We start from the raw sequence: 15,001 nt of genomic DNA on the forward strand, positions 1-15,001 counted from the left end.
CCCTGATCCAGTCGTTGATTACATGCTCTTCCCGGCAGCGAACGCGTCGCGCTGCGCCTGACGTTCGGCATCCGGAGCCGAAACCAGGCCGTACTGGGCGAGCGGGCTTTCCGGGCCGATCATCTGGTCGTCAAGGAAGAACTCGACATATTCCTTGAGACCGGGAACGACGCCGAGATGCGCCTTCTTGACGTAGAAGAACAGCGGGCGAGAAACCGGATACTTGCCGGTTGCGATCGTCTCGGTCGAAGGCACGATGCCTTCCACGGTAGCGACCTTCAGCTTGTCGGCATTGTTCTCGTAGAAGGCGAGGCCGAACACGCCGACGCCGGTCTTGTTGGAGTCGATGCGGGCAAGCGTCTCGGTGTAGTCGCCGTCGATGTCGACAGCCTTGCCGTCCTTGCGGATGGCGACGCAGGTCTTGCTGATTTCCTTGTCGTCGGCAATGCCGGTGGCCTTGATGGCGGCCTTGTCGCAGCCGGCGTCGAGAAGCTTGGTCTCGAACACTTCGCGGGTGCCGTGCTTTTCACCGGGGATGTAGGCAGCGATATCCCAGTCGGGGAGCTTCGGATTGACCTGGCTCCACTTGGTGTTCGGATTGTCGACCAGCTTGCCGTCAACGACCAGCTTGGCGGCGAGCGCCTTGTAGATGTCGGCAGGAACCAGCGCCCAGTCCGGGCCCTTGATGTCGGTGGCGAAGACTATGCCGTCATAGCCGATGCGGACTTCCTGGACTTCCTTCACGCCGGCGTCGGCGCAGGACTTCAGTTCGTCCTTCTTGATCGGACGCGAGGAGTTGGCGATGTCGATAGTGTCTTCGCCGACGCCCTTGCAGAATTCCTTGATGCCGGCGCCGCTGCCGCCGGACTCGACCACCGGGGTCTTGAAGTTGGTGAAGGTTTCGCCGAACTGCTCGGCGACGATCTTGGCGTAAGGTAGCACGGTCGACGAACCGGCGACCTGGATCTGGTCGCGCGCGGCGGCGACACCCGACGATGCGGCGAACGCTACCGCCACGGCCGATGCCGTAACGAGGAATTTCTTCATGTGGCCTGCTCCTGTTCGGAAGATGGTCTCTCGGCGCCCTCTTCAGCCGGCGCCCGCTGAGGCCAATAGCCTTCGATTATTACAGTCGCATGACAGTTTCGTGTCAGCCCGGTAACGTCGGATGGACGCACTGAAAACCGCAACCGCCCGGCCTCTCCGCGAGAGTCGCAGTTTGCCGCTGGAATCATGAGCTTGCGGGATTTTGCGCCGGCATTTGTCCCGGCGGATCGCAGGCCGCGATGCCGAGAAAGAAAAACCGGACGGGAGCGCGTTGCCCGTGGCCAGAGCGTATCTTGGCCGAGCCATCGCCAAAAACAGGTCCGTTGGGGTAGATTTCGACGCTGTTTCTTTGTCGGCGGTCGCTTGCTCCCGCCCGTAACTGAATGAGCGGTTGAGTCGCCGCCATTTTCCCGACTGGGCGCAAGCTTTGATATGGTGCGATCGCACCATATCCCTGGACGTCGCGGCACCGCCGAATCCCGGCGCTGACATCAGCTAGCCGGCGTCTCGCTGGGCTTCGCTCGCGATGCCGGCCCAGCGCTCGACCTTTTCGAGCAGCGCCTTGGGACTGATCGGCTTGGGCAGATAGTCGTCCATGCCGGCTTCAAGGCAGCGCTCGCGATCGCCCTTCAAGGCATGCGCGGTGACGCCGACGATCGGGATATGCGTGCCGCTCTCTTGCTCCAGCCGGCGAATCGCGGCCGTGGCTTCGAGCCCGTTCATCTCCGGCATCGAGACATCCATCAAGATCATGCGCGGATTGAGCCGGCCGAAAGCGTCGAGCGCCTTGCGGCCGTTGCCGACGATCTCGAAACTGTAGCCGGTTTCACCGAGGATCTGCGTGAACACCATCTGGTTCACCTCATTGTCCTCGGCAACGAGGATATCGAGCCCGCGTTCGTTGCCGCCGGCCCGGGCGCGGGCGCGCACTGGCGGCGGATGCAACTGCGCCCGCTCGGACGCGGCGCGTGCCGGCGGCGCCGACACCCGCTGTACCATCGCTTCGCCGGAACCGCCGCTTGCGGCTTCCGGCGCCTGACCTGTCGTGCCGTGGCGATGGCGCTGGATGGTCGCGACCAGCGTCTCCAGCAACACCGAGGAGCGCGCAGGCTTGATCAGCTGCGCGTCGATGCCGAGGTCGCGGTAGCTGGTGTTGGCGAGCGACTGGTCGACCGAGGTCAGCATGATGATCGGTGTGTCGGCCAGCCCTGCGGTGTTGCGCACGATGCGCGCCATTTCGGCGCCGCTCATCCCCGGCATCTGGTAGTCGAGGACGACGCAGTCGACAGGCACGCCATAGGCAGCCGCGGCGACCAGCACCTTCAGCCCTTCGGCACCGCTTTCGGCGGCGCAGGAATCGAACGTCCACGACACCATCTGCTCGGTCAGGATCGAGCGGTTGACGGCGTTATCGTCGACGATCAGCACCCGCGCGCCGGTGACGTCGACGGGCATGATACGCTGCCCCGTCTGCTGGCCGGCCCTCGGCAGCGTGACGGTGAACCAGAAGGTCGAGCCCTTGCCCTCGGCGCTCTCGACGCCGATCTCGCCGCCCATCAGCTCGACCAGCCGCGAGGTGATGGCAAGGCCGAGGCCGGTGCCTTCGTGGCGCCTGGTCGACGAGGTATCGACCTGATTGAACTTTTCGAAGACAGCCTTCAGCTTGTCCTCCGGAATGCCGATGCCGGTGTCGGTGACCGAGATGGTGAGCCTGGTTCCGGCCGCAACCCTTGTCCCCGTGACATCGACCAGCACATGGCCTTCGTCGGTGAACTTCACCGCATTGCCGAGCAGATTGGTGACGATCTGCCTGAAGCGGCCGACATCGCCGATGAACTGGCTTTCCAGGCCCGGCTCGACGCGCACGATCAGTTCGAGATCCTTCTCCTTGGCGCGTGTCGACACCAATGTCGCCACATCCTCGATCGCCTCGGGCAGGTTGAACGGCGCCGGGTCGAGCACGAGCTGGCCGGCATCGATCTTGGAGAAATCGAGGATGTCGTTGATGATGGTCAAAAGCGCGTTGCCCGACTTGACGATGATGTCGGTGAACGTCTTCTGCTTGGGGTCGAGGTCGGATTTGGCGAGCAGCTCGGCCATGCCGAGCACGCCGTTCATCGGCGTGCGGATCTCGTGGCTCATATTGGCCAGGAATTCCGACTTGGCGCGGTCGGCGAGGACGGCGCGCTGGCGCGCCTCACGCAATTCGGCCTCGCGCATCTTCAACTCGGTGATGTCGGTGGTCGATCCGATGAGATAGAGCGAACCGTCGGAGGCGATCATCGCGCCCTTGCGCGCGAACTGATGGCGCACCTTGCCGTCGGCAAGCGTCACCGTCTCCTCGATCTCCTGGGTCTCGCCGGTGCGCAGCACGGCCAGATCGCCGGCGACGAAGGCCTCGCCGTCCGAGCCGAAAATCTCGACGTCGGTCTTGCCGATCGCCTCCTCCTTGCTCAGGCCTGTCAGGTCGCACCAGCCCTTGTTGACGTAAAACTGGCGAAGATCCGAGCGCTTGGCGTAGATCGACACCGGTACGTTGTCGATGAGACTGCGGAACACCTCGTTCTCGCGCATGCTTTCTTCCAGCGCCTGCTCACGCGCCTTGACCTCGGTAATGTCGGTGCTGGAGCCGACCAGATGCACAGACCCGTCGAGCGCCACCAGCCGGCTCTTGCGCGTCATCAATTGCCGCACCGTGCCGTCGCGATGGGTAACGGGCTCCTCGATCTCGCGACCGCGGCCGGTGACGACGACCTCGGTGTCGTCATGGGTGTAGGTTTCGGCGTCGTCGATGTTGAAAAGCTGGAGATCGGTCCGGCCGATAACCTCCTCCTTGGGGATGCCGGTCAGCGCGCACCAGGCCTTGTTGACGAATTCCATGCTCAGATCCTGCGCCTTGATGAAGGCGGCGACCGGCAATTCGTCCATGACGTGACGGAACAGGTCGATCTGACGCATGCTTTCCTGCAGCGCCTTTTCGCGGCTTTTGATCTCCGAAATGTCGACGCGCACACCGATGAACGTACCGTCCTCGGTCCGCATGTCGTAGACCTGGTACCAGCGGCCGTCCGGATTGAGGCGCTCGTAGGAGGTGTTCGGCAAGTGATAGCGGGCGAGGATGGCATTGAGCCAGACCTCGCGGTCGCCGTCATAGAGTCTGTCGACCTCGGGATCGCCGCTCGATCGGAAATAGCCGACCGAGTGTCCCAGTTCCAGCGCGTCGCGGAAGCTGCTGCCGGGCTGCCATGCCGGCACCAGCGCCGGCAGGGTGTCCTGCAGCTTGCGGTTGGCGAAGACGAACTTGTCGTCGCGGTCGTAGATGATGACGGCGGCGGGCAGTGATTCCAGCACCGTGGCAAGGTTCTTGCGCGCGTCCTCGGCTTCCGTCTCGCGGCGCTTCATGTCGGAGATGTCGAACAGGAAACCGGCGACATAGTTGCGGCCACTTGGCATGCCGACGCGGTTCTTGCGCACGATGCGCGAACGCCTGGCGCCCTCGACCTCGAAATTCTCCTCGATCTCGTAAGGCGTGCCGGTCGCCAGCACGGCGCGTTCGCTGTCTTCGAACAGTGCGGCATCCTTCCCCGGCATGAAGTCGCCGCCAGGCCTGCCCAGCATCGCTTGCGGCGTCTGCCCGAACAGGGCCGAGAACGCCTCGTTGACGAAGACGAAGCGCAGATTGTCGTCCTTGACGAAGATCGGGTCCTCGACGGCGTTGATCACCGCCTCGGCCAGCCGCGATTTTTCCAGCGCCTCGGCAAGCTCCGCCTCGCGGTCCTTCATGTCGGTGACGTCGACATAGGAGATCAGCCTTTTGCCGCCGGCGAGCGGCGCCAGCGATGCAATCAGCGTACGGCCGTCATTGCGCGGCAATTGTCTGGAGCCCACCACGCCGGCCGAGATTTCTGCTTCGCGCTCGGCGATGTGGCGCTGCCATTCGGCGTCGTCGGCGCCGTAGGGGTCCATATCGCGGCTGGCCTGCATCAGCTCGCGGAAGCCGCAGCCGATCCCGGCGTGTCGGGGATCGATTTCCCAGAAATCATAGAAGGCGCGGTTGATCACCTCCGTGCGCATGTCCGCATCGAGGACAAGCACGCCGATCGGCATCTGATCGACCATCGTGCGCAGATTGGCGAAGGTCTCGGCAGTCCTGGCGTTGGCGCTTTCGATCGCGGCGTCGCGAAGCATCAGCTCGGTGATGTCGTAATAGGTCAGGAGCCGCTTGCCGCCGGACAGCGCCGTCACCGAGAACATCATGGTGCGGCCATTGGCATGGGTGAACTCGCGTGGCGCAACCGAGCCGGCGCGGATCTCCTCGATACGGGTGGCGAGGTAATGCTGCCACTGCTGTTCGTCGAGATCGCCATAGATGCCGTTGCGGCGGTTGAGCTCCATCAGGAGGCTGAACGGCGCGCCGACAGTGACGGCGCCGTCGGGAATCCTCGAGAGGTCGCGATAGGCCTTGTTGACGATCAGCGTGTCGAGTTTGGCGTCGAGCAGCACGACGCCCATATGCATGGCATCCATCGTCCGCTCGAGATCGGCAAGATGCTGCGTGCTCTCGTCTGCGGCCGGCGGCACCTGCCGAAGGTCGTCCAGCGCACCGGCCAGCGCCGTGACGTTGCGGCCAATGCCGCGATAGCCGGTAAACTCGCCCTCGCTGTCGAAACGGGGCGAGCCGGTGATCGAAACCCAGCGGCAGCCGGGGCGGCCGCCCTTCAATTCATAGACGAAGTCGCGAAATGGCCGATGCGCCTGCAGATCCTCCAGATGTGCGGCGGCGTGTCGATTGCCATGCACCATCTGCTTGAGGAAATCGAAGCGGAAGCGACCAAGAATGGTGGCGGGATCGATGCCAGTGGCGGCCTGGTAATTTTCCGAAAGCCAGGAAAAGCGCAGTTCCGCGTCGGTTTCCCAGACCCAGTCAGCACCGGCCTCGACCAGTTCGCGCAGCGCTTCGGGTGAAGCCCCGGCGGACGCGTTCTCGCCACACAAAGCAATCTCGACCAGCCGGCGCAGCGCTTCGGGCGAATCCTCGCCAGGAGTGTCCTCGCCACGCAAAGCGGCCTCGAACAGCTCGCGCAGCGCTTCGGGCGAAGCCCCGGCGGAATCGTCCTCGCCATGCAAACCGGCCTCGACCGGCTCATGCGGCGCTTCGGGTGAACCCCCGACGGACGTATCCTCGCCGTTCACAGCCCCCTCTCGGGAACCGCGCCCGCCGCGTGTTCCAACAGTCCCGTCAGCCATTCCGTTCCCACCCCGAAAGCCAAGGCCGAACCCCTCAGCGGTTCGCCGGCGAAATGTGCCCGAGAAGCATTAATGATCCGCTAACCATAACGCATCCAAACTCCAACCAGAGCCCACATTGCCCTGCGGTATTCCGCCGGTTGTCGGCGGAACCCCGGCCGGGCTATAAGTTGGCAGGGGTATTGCGGATGACTGGTTGGATCGTGCCTTGTTTCCTGGGCGTGGCGCTGCTTGCCAGCAGCGGCTGCGCGCGCAGCTATGACGGCACGGTTGTGATCCCGAGGCCGCTCGATATCAGGCGGGTCTGGGATCGCGATCCGTCGCTGACCGAGGCCAGCAAGATGCAGGCGGCAGCTGGCGTGTTTCCGACGCCGCCGCCGCAGGAGCCGTACCGGCCGGCGGCGCGCCGACAGACGACATCGGCTCCGCCGAGACGGCACGTCAGGTCCAGCCCGCCCGCGATGACTTCCGAACCGGCCAACCCGCTCACCTGCAAGAATGTCAGCCAACCCGGCAAACGCTACAAGATGGTCTGCGAATAGCCTGATGCATGTCGCCCAAGAGCGGCCCGCGATTTTGGGATCAAGACATGGATAAAACAGGGTATTTCGGCGCCGCGCGGCTCAGTCCGCCGGGAAGAAAGCCGGCCCGACCATCCTGACCGGCCGCGAGCCGGCCAAAGCTTCGACCGACTGCTGCTGGGCAGCGCCCGCGGCCTCCGGGGTAGAGCCGTCGGTCCGGGGGATTTGCGCAACGGTCACGAGATCCGGCTTTGCCGACGGCAGGGGAATGATGGCGTTGCTCATATTGGCCGGGGTCACCGTGCGCGCTCTCAGCTCGGCGACACGCCTGGAGTAGCGCTTGACGTCACAGGCTTTGAAAGTCGTGTCGTCGCGGTATTTGAAGGCCGCCGGCAGGTCCTTGTAGGGTTTGCGCGTATCGAGCGCGACCATCTCTTCGGTTTCAAGGCTTGGGTCGCCCAGCGTGTACAGGTCGACGCCGGCATCGTCGCAGATGTAGCGGCACTGATCGACCATCTCCTTGACATCGTCGCCTTGCACGAACTGCGACTTCGGCGCCGGGAAGAAATAGCCGTCGGACAGGCGAACACAAAACAGCATCGAATTGCTGCCGGTCATGGTGCCCGCCGGCCGCTGTTTCTGTTGCCTGGCGGCCGGCGCGCAGCCGAGCGCGACGAGCCTGGCCTGCAGCCCGCACGTATCCCGGCCCGAAATCGCAGCGCCGGCGATCTGGCGTTGCACCTGGGTGCGGCTTTTGGCGAGGTCGGCGCAAGCGTTGAAGAAGCCGCCCATCGCACTTTGCGCCGTGCAGCGGCGTTGCCTCTCCAGGCCCTGGATCGCCGCAAGCTGGCGGCGCAGCTGCGCAAGCTCGGGGCTGATCCCGCCGCCGCGGCCGGACGACGCCATCTGGCCCCTGAGTGCGGTGCAAGCATCGGCGAGGGCAGCCGAGCTTCCGAGGACCGTCGCCGTCATCACCAGAGCAAAGATCACGACTGGCCACAAACGCATCATCGGCCTCTGGTCCTTGTACCCTGTGGAGCCGATAGCCGCTCCAGCCGATTGAGCCTCAGTATATGAGGCAAGTCTAATTCAGAAGAAACCAGCAACAGCCAGGTATTTACACCAATTGTATTATGCCGCCTCTTGTAAATTCGCTATTACACTTTTGTTTCAAGATTGAGACGAAGCGAGGCGTCGCCGATGGCTGGGCGTCGCCATGATCAATCCCGCTTTATCGGCCCTTGCGGTTGAAACCTTTCTCCGCTGTCTCGCGTTGTATCGGGCAAAGGAGACCGAAGATGTCTATTCACTTCACTGTCTCTGGCCTGACCAGGAACCTGTTCCACTCGCTGGGGCTGGACCATGAGCGGGCGCCGAGAGCGCTCGACCCCGAACAGAGCCTGCTTTTGGAATGCTATCTGGCCGGGCAGATTCCCGAATCCGCCTGGGCCGACTACGTCTTCGAGACACCCGACCTGCAACGGCATGTCGACATAAGGCGCCAGCACAACTGATCAGAGCAATTCCAGGAAAAGTGTGAGAGCGGTTTTTCGTCCGGAATTGCGTCAAAACAACGAGAGAGCGGGTCGCCGTTTCTGTGAAACGGTGAAACGCTCTACCGCTCGCTATTGCTTGGGCGAGGCGAACTGCATGGTGAAGACATTGCCAGCTACGCCTTGTGCAAGCTTGGGCGAAAAGCTCAACGGAAGACATTTCTGTATAGCCGTGGTCGCGGCGTCGACAAACGCTTTCTTGGCATTGGCGTCGCCATCGACCTTGATCGCCGTGGGTCGCGGCGGACCAATCAGTGTGCCGTCGCGCTTGAAGCTGAAGCTCAAGGTGACGCTGGCATTTCCAGCATCGGCCGGCGGCGTCCAGCACGCCTGGATCGCATCGCCGACGTCGCTCATGGTGTCGAGCGGCGCGGCATTGGACGGGTAGCCTCCGGCCAACACAACACCGGCAATCGCAAACAATGTCGCCACGCCCTTCATCGCAAAGCTCCTCGTACCTCGGCCGCCAAGGATGATGGTAGGGTCGACGCCAGCAATGGCAATATGCCTGATGTCAGACTTTATGGCAGAGCGCGGAGGCGCGCCTGATAGTGCATCGGCGAAAAGCAAAAAGGCCGGCATTGCGCCGACCTTTCCTTCCACTTCGGCGCCAGTACATCCGTGGTCGCGGGGTGGATTGCCCTCAATAGACAGGGCTTTGGTTAACGAATCCTCAGCTTTGCGCGCCGGCCTGTGATTTCACATAGGCGATATAGCCTCTGACATCGCCGGCCGGCTCGGCATAGGCTTTGCCGAGTTTCTTCTCGATCGCCGCCATGTACTCCTTCGCCCATTTGGGCAGCGGGTAGTCGATGACGGCCAGGAACTCGAGCGTCGATGCCAGGCGGATATCGGCGATCGACGGGTGCTTGCCGCCGATGAACGGCTTGCCGTCCCTGAAGAAGGAGTGGAACACCTCCAGCGGCTCGGCAATCGCCGCCATCGCAGCCTTCTGCGCTTCGGATTTCTTGTCCGGATGGGCGTCGCTGTGGCCGACTTCGCCGGCATACTGCGGGAAGTTGAGTGCCGGATAGGTGGCGCGCGCCACATAGGGGTAGAGCGTGCCGATGAGGTAGAACATGGCGCTGTCGACCATCGCCCGCTTGGCCGGCGCCTTCGGATAGAATTTCTCCAGCCCGTGCTTGTTGGCGAGATACTGCATGATGGCGCAGCTTTCCCACAGCACGCCTCTGGGGAGACCCTTGTCCTCGATCATCGGTGTCAGATGCGCCGGATTGCGCGCCATATATTCGGGCGAACGCGTGTGGCCCCAGGCGTCGGTCTCGGCGGGGTCGAACCCGGCCGCACGCGCAAACACCCGAACGGTCATGTTATTGACGCTCGGCTTCAGCATGCTGATCTTCAGTGCCGGCTTTTTAGCCTTGGCCGTCTTCGGCGCAGACTTCTTGGCTGCCGGCTTCGCCGCGGCTTTCGCAGCCGGCTTTGCTGATGCCTTCGCCGCAGGCTTGGCAGCCGCTTTTGCTGCCGGCTTGGCGGCGGTTTTCGGCGCGGCCTTGGCCGCAGATTTCCCAGCGCTCTTTGCAGTCTTTGCCATCGTGGTTCTCCCCTTTTTGTTGGCCGTCAGTATGGATTCTTCGGCGTCCGGTCGTCCGACAAGGTCGCGCGTGACCATTCGACCAGCGTCTGGATCGCATCGGCAAGATGCACTTCGGCTATTGCGTAGTCGCCGCGCGCAACGCGCAGCTTGTGCGCCTGCATCAAGACGTCGGCATGGGTGAAGCCCGCCGGCGGCTCGAAGCGGTAGGACGCGAGCTCGATCAACAGGCCGAGCGGATCCTCGAAATAGATCGAGTCCATGAAGCCGCGATCCTTGACGCCGCTGTGCTTGATGGCGCGCTCGTCGAGCCGGGCGACCGCCTGCAGGAAGGTGACGCGCGACACGGCAAAGGCGATGTGGTGGACGCAGCCCGGCTCTGTCGGCGTGCGCCGCTGGACCGGCGTGCGGCTTTCATCGGTGAAGATGGTGATCAGCCTTCCGTCGCCCGGATCGAAATAGAGATGGCTTTCGCTGGCCTTGTCGAGATTGGGCTGCTCGAAGATGAACGGCATGCCGAGCACGCCCTCCCAGAAATCGATCGACGTCTGGCGGCCAGCGCCGACCAGCGTGATGTGATGGACGCCCTGCGACTGCAGTTTCTGCATCGGTCTCCTCCCCGCCTGCCCCTCGCCTTATGGGGCGAGCTTGGATCTAGCCAAATCATACCATCGCCGCACGCCATGCGCGCGGCGGATGTGCATGCCTGGCGGCTTTCCCGATCCGTTCCCCGGCGTTCTGCGCGCCATAACGGCGTCCTACAATGATGCTAGTGCAATTGGCAGCGACGCGCCAGAAGCGACGCCGCTGCGTGGCAGTGAAAAAGAGCCGGGGGTAAGGTTGCAAAACCTTGGCTAAGCGACGGCTCTGAGCTCGGCTTCCGCCAGTGTGCCGAGACCCGCGCATTCGGCGCACGCCATGGTCTGCCCCGGACAGCCGGCTCGATGCGTGCCTTGCGGGCAGCAGTGCCCTTTCGACTCACACCATTTCAAGCAATCGAAAACCTTCCCGCTGCCGTGGCAGTGCGGGCACGTCATTCTCACCGAGGTCATACCTGCTCTACCCGACCCAAATCCGCGTTGCCGCAGATGCTATCCCGCACCGCAAGTAACAGAGATTGCTACGCTTTCAAGCGTCGCGGCCTGACTTAAATTGGGTGCATCGGGGCATACGGACTAGCCGGGTTTCGCTGATGCCGCCGACCCTCGCCGCGGCCTTCGACGAAACGCGGAACCAGAAAAAAATGCGGGCTCTGTTGTGCCCATTACACCCCGCAGCCTTGAGACCGGGCAATCCCCGGAACGGTATCGACCGGCGCTTCGCTGTCATCGGGATGACGACCTGACCAGCAAGCGACGTAGCAGCGCCGAAAAAAGCTGCTGGCGGAGCGCGTAGGGACAATACGCGTCCCCTCTTGCGGGAGGGGAAGGGAAAGTGAGTACGCGGGACTTCGGTCCTCTCCCTCGTCGGAGCGTGAAGGAGGCCAAGGGCCATACCTCAAGGCGGAAAGGGCGCAGCTGTGCAGAAAGGGAAAATGGTGTCGGATTGTAGGGCCTACCGTTCCGCCGCTGTCTGGATTGAGCAATCGCTGGCGTGCTTGGCCGAGGCCGTCGAGCGCATGCCAGAAGAGCGATTTCTTGGCGAGGCACCAGGCCGCATGACGAGCCGCGCTCGCCGGCCGTCGACATGGTGGCATCTGTGCTCGAGCGCGAGTGGTGGCGCAGGTTTCCGGAAGGCCGGGACGAATGAGACGCCGGCCTGGTTCAGCCGGCGCGACGTCCTTGGTTGTTGGGGGGATCGATCTTCTGGTCTGCGGCATCGACCAGACACCGCATTTTGCGGCGGAGCGCGATGTTTTCGGCCAGCATCTCTTCTGTGCGCTGAAGTGCGAGTTCGGCGGAGTGGATCTGCTCCTCGGCATCTGCAATCGTCTCAAAGTTCGGGATCACGGGACAACCTCGCTGCGCTGGTTTGAGCTACAGGCAGGTGAAACATATCCCGGCTGTGTAAGTTCCGTCACGGTTGGCTACAGCCTGTCACACGTCGTCGCGGAGACGGAATCACATGCGGAGCGTTTGTGTGCTTCCGGCGGGTCGAACAACATCTGCGAGCATTTCCGCCGCTGCCTGAACTCTGTCAGCCGCATCGTCGACCTTTTCGAAACGCTTGATCATTCGATCGTGGAGCAACGTCAACCGGGCGGCATGGTAAATCACGCTGCGCTTGTGTCCGTCCGAGTTGAGCGGTTCAAACAAATTGGGCATGGTGACGGCTCCTCAATAGCGCGCTGTCGGGGTAGAGCTTATTCCCGATGCGCTGTCGTGCGCCGCATACTTTCGGTTCGCGGCCCCTTCAAAAGTGGAATGGTCGCTCAGCACTTTTGTTCCAAGGCGCAATGTCGCGCCAGCGTCGTGGGGCGGCTGATGATCTCGCCACCGCTACATTTGCGAGCCGTGTGCCCGATTATCGTTGGATTCCGGTCTGACGGGACCGCGATACCGCCGCGGCGGCGCAGCTCCTACAAGCTCGCGGATTGGTGGCTGCTGCTCGACGGGGCGCACGTCCACGTCGATCGATCTTCGCATCAGCCAGGCCGGCAGCAGTTCCCGAAGTACCGATTTGAGGTAATCCATCACAGAGCGCCGTGCCTAATGTCGCTCGGCCGCAGTCGCATCGAGCAATTCCGCCATCGCCGCCTCGACCTTGTCGGCCGCAGCCTCGGTCATATCCATATGAAAAATCATACGGTGCGTCAGCATCGCCAGCCTAGCTTCGCGAAACAAGCTGCCGGTCCTTGCGGTCACAATGTGGAAGTTCGCGAGCATCGTACCACCTCAATTGGGCGGGCGATTGAGCGTGACCAGGCGTCGCTTTGGATCATCCTTGAGGCGCAGCTGATCGGATCCGATTGGACTACAGAGCGTCGCGAGGCTGAGACAAACGCCGGCATCGTCGTCCAAAGCCTGATTTGCTTGATCAAGCGAACGCTCCGCACGCTTCACGCGCAGCCGGGCCTTCGCCGCTTCAAAGTCATAGATTTCGACCATCGTTCCGAATCCTTCCGGTTCGAGGTCCCTTCGATAAACCAACACCCGTCGACTGCTTTGGTTCCCGCGGGCGAACGCGACGGTGACGGCCAGCTGCTAGTCGGGGATGCTGCATGACCGGGCAGATGGACCCGAAGCTCGAGCAGGTGATGCCGCGCCTCCAGCACCTATTCGCGGGCACGATCGGTGTCAGCATCCTGGAGGGCAGTAAGCCGATGTTCACGGTCGTTCCCGGCGGCAAGCAGCCGGACGACGCCGCATGATGCCGTTCCTCGCCTTCACCATCGCCGCTGGCGTCGTCCTGGCGCTGGCATGGCCGTTTTAGACGCACTGTCTGCGCAGCGGCGCCTACTCCTGCGGAACTTCGACGGTAATCTTGATCGCGGCATAGTAAGCCGCAGCATTGGCGATGTCTTCCTGGCTCAGGTTCTTGGTGACCGCCGACATCATTTGACTCCTGCGCTCTCCGGCCTTGTAAGCCATCAGCGCGTGGACGAGATATTCGTACTTCTGCCCGGCGATATTGGGCGTGTAAGTCATTTTGCCTAGGCCATCCTTGCCGTGGCACGCTTGGCATTGCACCATGACTTTCCGGCCGGCGGTGATGTCGCCTGCTGCCTGCGCAAATGACGAGGTGACCACGAGGGCAGCCAAGCCAAGGATCAAACCACGTATACTATTGATCATCGAAGTCCTCCCATCGGTTGACGAACATGTTCAATCTGAATGGTCTTTTGCCATTTCAGTCGCCGCTCGGGCATCGTTGCTCCCAGTTCGCGGCATCTATAAGGGCTTGTCGAGTAGCGACTCTGTACCCTTCGGCCGTCGGAACTTCCTCACCAGCTCGACCGTACTGGCTTCGACCGTGACACGGCCGAGCACTTGGACAGTGACACGGCCCAGATCCTCGTCGACAAAGACGACATCGCCCTCGAATCTCATCCTGTCGCCTGGCTTCGCCTTTGGATCGACGATCGAATAGGATTGTTGGCCGTAAGGATGTACAGGATCACGCGATCCTCGATGCGTTTGCCTACCGTGGCGAAGATCGCCACCTTGTCACCGATGTTGATATCCCGCGCCATGCATAGATTCTGGTGCGGCCAACTGGTTCGTCAAGAGGTTGCTAATATGCGCGATGCCGAGCTTACCGAGCGTCCCGGCAAAGGCTGGACGCCATGGGCGAAGGGTCCAGGCGACTACGACATTGAAAAGGTCTGGTGGGCGGCGCGCGTTCTGCATTTTCCCAAGCTGAACGTCCTCGACATGGTTCGACGGCTCGGAAGTCGTCGGCATCTGGCATTGGGGATATCGCCAAGAGAAATGGACGATGAAGCTTAAGCCGGCCGACTGGCAACCGTTGCCGGAGGTCTATAGGCTGGCGCGCGAAGCGGAGAAACAAGCCGCTGTCGATCTATTCCGGGCAAGGTCGAATGCGCGCTTCCTGCAGGCCACAGACAGGCGCCAGGACGCGCGGGACGCTTCGCCGGTGTAGGAGAGCGGCCGGCAAGAACGCGCGCTGGGCACCGCGCTCAAACTTGCCTGGGGCGGCCATGACGCCTACTGTGTCGCCAGAAACCGGGTTCATCCGGGGAATGTCGGTCTCCATAAGTTTCTGAACGGGCCTCGCTTTCGGTCGGCGGCCAGTCACCAGCATGACATCCGTGCTAAGTGCCCCCAATTCGGAGGGAAAGATGCGACTATTTTTGGTGTTGATTTTGATGGCGCTGAGCGGCTGCGTATCCAATGCTTCCCCGGATAGTGATGGTATACCACGCCGCGCGTCCTGGGCTGGCTTCCGTTAGCCCGCTTAATTCACGCCGTGTACCTTTAACCCCTGAGCGGCGATCGCCATCCCAATGCCGACGCCTAGGCCGACAGCTAGGCCCATCACCTTGGCCAGGTGCCAATGACCCACCTTGGAAATTGAAGCCGCCGGAACATCTGAGCGTCTCGACCGTTCGTTTGCGTCGGGTCACTCAACCCCCAGGCATCGTCTGGACCCGCCGCTGCCGTGAATGGAGCGGCGGG

At 62.5% G+C, this 15,001-nt stretch carries 16 protein-coding genes; 5 read left to right on the forward strand and 11 right to left on the reverse strand.

The genetic code is table 11. From position 1 onward, the window contains the following. Window positions 1–18: 18 nt before the first annotated feature. A complete protein-coding gene (locus tag AC04SH_RS20810; protein WP_488576454.1) occupies window positions 19–1,047 on the reverse strand; it encodes a substrate-binding domain-containing protein in 1,029 nt (342 codons plus the stop codon). A gap of 495 nt (window positions 1,048–1,542) precedes the next feature. Then, entirely contained in the window at window positions 1,543–6,066 is a 4,524-nt protein-coding gene (locus AC04SH_RS20815) for a PAS domain-containing protein (protein WP_488576535.1), read from the reverse strand. Between the two features lie 416 nt (window positions 6,067–6,482). On the opposite strand from AC04SH_RS20815, the gene AC04SH_RS20820 reads away from it, so the two are divergent. Next, entirely contained in the window at window positions 6,483–6,836 is a 354-nt protein-coding gene (locus AC04SH_RS20820; RefSeq protein WP_436261681.1) for a hypothetical protein, read from the forward strand. An 81-nt stretch (window positions 6,837–6,917) separates the two neighbouring features. On the opposite strand, the gene AC04SH_RS20825 is transcribed toward AC04SH_RS20820, so the two are convergent. Further along, a complete protein-coding gene (locus tag AC04SH_RS20825; RefSeq protein WP_488576455.1) occupies window positions 6,918–7,823 on the reverse strand; it encodes a DUF2865 domain-containing protein in 906 nt (301 codons plus the stop codon). A gap of 290 nt (window positions 7,824–8,113) precedes the next feature. On the opposite strand from AC04SH_RS20825, the gene AC04SH_RS20830 reads away from it, so the two are divergent. Continuing rightward, window positions 8,114–8,329 (forward strand): hypothetical protein, encoded by a 216-nt coding sequence (locus tag AC04SH_RS20830; RefSeq protein ID WP_488576456.1) that lies wholly within the window; start codon window positions 8,114–8,116, stop codon window positions 8,327–8,329. A gap of 111 nt (window positions 8,330–8,440) precedes the next feature. On the opposite strand, the gene AC04SH_RS20835 is transcribed toward AC04SH_RS20830, so the two are convergent. The 7 genes from AC04SH_RS20835 to AC04SH_RS20865 all read right to left on the reverse strand — a co-directional run bounded on the left by AC04SH_RS20835 (window position 8,441) and on the right by AC04SH_RS20865 (window position 12,970). After that, window positions 8,441–8,809, reverse strand: coding sequence for a hypothetical protein (locus AC04SH_RS20835; protein WP_488576457.1), 369 nt, complete (start codon window positions 8,807–8,809; stop codon window positions 8,441–8,443). 232 nt (window positions 8,810–9,041) lie between these two features. Further along, window positions 9,042–9,923: a glutathione S-transferase family protein gene (locus AC04SH_RS20840; protein ID WP_488576458.1), complete on the reverse strand. Its 882-nt coding sequence runs from the start codon at window positions 9,921–9,923 to the stop codon at window positions 9,042–9,044. A gap of 26 nt (window positions 9,924–9,949) precedes the next feature. After that, window positions 9,950–10,531 carry a VOC family protein gene (locus tag AC04SH_RS20845; protein WP_477235801.1) on the reverse strand — a complete coding sequence of 194 codons (582 nt, stop codon included), beginning with the start codon at window positions 10,529–10,531 and terminating at the stop codon, window positions 9,950–9,952. Between the two features lie 1,155 nt (window positions 10,532–11,686). Beyond that, entirely contained in the window at window positions 11,687–11,872 is a 186-nt protein-coding gene (locus AC04SH_RS20850; RefSeq protein WP_477235799.1) for a hypothetical protein, read from the reverse strand. Between the two features lie 111 nt (window positions 11,873–11,983). Next, window positions 11,984–12,187 carry a hypothetical protein gene (locus tag AC04SH_RS20855; protein ID WP_477235798.1) on the reverse strand — a complete coding sequence of 68 codons (204 nt, stop codon included), beginning with the start codon at window positions 12,185–12,187 and terminating at the stop codon, window positions 11,984–11,986. Window positions 12,188–12,571: 384 nt separating this feature from the next. Next, the gene (locus AC04SH_RS20860; RefSeq protein WP_488576459.1) at window positions 12,572–12,706 is read right to left on the reverse strand and encodes a hypothetical protein; all 135 of its coding nucleotides are present in this window, start codon (window positions 12,704–12,706) and stop codon (window positions 12,572–12,574) included. Between the two features lie 51 nt (window positions 12,707–12,757). Continuing rightward, window positions 12,758–12,970, reverse strand: coding sequence for a hypothetical protein (locus AC04SH_RS20865; protein ID WP_477235796.1), 213 nt, complete (start codon window positions 12,968–12,970; stop codon window positions 12,758–12,760). A 113-nt stretch (window positions 12,971–13,083) separates the two neighbouring features. On the opposite strand from AC04SH_RS20865, the gene AC04SH_RS20870 reads away from it, so the two are divergent. Further along, complete coding sequence (locus tag AC04SH_RS20870) at window positions 13,084–13,233, forward strand: hypothetical protein (RefSeq protein ID WP_477235795.1); 150 nt, start codon at window positions 13,084–13,086, stop codon at window positions 13,231–13,233. Between the two features lie 85 nt (window positions 13,234–13,318). On the opposite strand, the gene AC04SH_RS20875 is transcribed toward AC04SH_RS20870, so the two are convergent. Continuing rightward, on the reverse strand, window positions 13,319–13,657 hold the full coding sequence (locus AC04SH_RS20875; protein WP_477235794.1) for a c-type cytochrome: 339 nt from the start codon (window positions 13,655–13,657) through the stop codon (window positions 13,319–13,321). Window positions 13,658–13,852: 195 nt separating this feature from the next. Between AC04SH_RS20875 and AC04SH_RS20880 the strand changes: the two genes are divergently transcribed. Both AC04SH_RS20880 and AC04SH_RS20885 read left to right on the forward strand, forming a co-directional pair. After that, on the forward strand, window positions 13,853–14,311 hold the full coding sequence (locus AC04SH_RS20880) for a hypothetical protein (protein ID WP_488576460.1): 459 nt from the start codon (window positions 13,853–13,855) through the stop codon (window positions 14,309–14,311). Further along, complete coding sequence (locus AC04SH_RS20885; RefSeq protein WP_488576461.1) at window positions 14,301–14,465, forward strand: hypothetical protein; 165 nt, start codon at window positions 14,301–14,303, stop codon at window positions 14,463–14,465. Before AC04SH_RS20880 ends, AC04SH_RS20885 begins: the two co-directional genes overlap by 11 nt. Window positions 14,466–15,001 lie beyond the last annotated feature (536 nt).

This window comes from Mesorhizobium sp. CNPSo 4688 (assembly GCF_057784295.1).

Excerpts from the sequence above, each read along its gene's own strand:
- AC04SH_RS20875 (WP_477235794.1), bottom strand. The coding sequence starts at position 13,657 with ATGATCAATAGTATACGTGGTTTGATCCTTGGCTTGGCTGCCCTCGTG.
- AC04SH_RS20810 (WP_488576454.1), bottom strand. The coding sequence starts at position 1,047 with ATGAAGAAATTCCTCGTTACGGCATCGGCCGTGGCGGTAGCGTTCGCC.
- AC04SH_RS20830 (WP_488576456.1), top strand. The coding sequence starts at position 8,114 with ATGTCTATTCACTTCACTGTCTCTGGCCTGACCAGGAACCTGTTCCAC.
- AC04SH_RS20825 (WP_488576455.1), bottom strand. The coding sequence starts at position 7,823 with ATGCGTTTGTGGCCAGTCGTGATCTTTGCTCTGGTGATGACGGCGACG.
- AC04SH_RS20840 (WP_488576458.1), bottom strand. The coding sequence starts at position 9,923 with ATGGCAAAGACTGCAAAGAGCGCTGGGAAATCTGCGGCCAAGGCCGCG.
- AC04SH_RS20835 (WP_488576457.1), bottom strand. The coding sequence starts at position 8,809 with ATGAAGGGCGTGGCGACATTGTTTGCGATTGCCGGTGTTGTGTTGGCC.
- AC04SH_RS20870 (WP_477235795.1), top strand. The coding sequence starts at position 13,084 with ATGACCGGGCAGATGGACCCGAAGCTCGAGCAGGTGATGCCGCGCCTC.
- AC04SH_RS20820 (WP_436261681.1), top strand. The coding sequence starts at position 6,483 with ATGACTGGTTGGATCGTGCCTTGTTTCCTGGGCGTGGCGCTGCTTGCC.
- AC04SH_RS20845 (WP_477235801.1), bottom strand. The coding sequence starts at position 10,531 with ATGCAGAAACTGCAGTCGCAGGGCGTCCATCACATCACGCTGGTCGGC.
- AC04SH_RS20855 (WP_477235798.1), bottom strand. The coding sequence starts at position 12,187 with ATGCCCAATTTGTTTGAACCGCTCAACTCGGACGGACACAAGCGCAGC.
- AC04SH_RS20885 (WP_488576461.1), top strand. The coding sequence starts at position 14,301 with ATGAAGCTTAAGCCGGCCGACTGGCAACCGTTGCCGGAGGTCTATAGG.
- AC04SH_RS20865 (WP_477235796.1), bottom strand. The coding sequence starts at position 12,970 with ATGGTCGAAATCTATGACTTTGAAGCGGCGAAGGCCCGGCTGCGCGTG.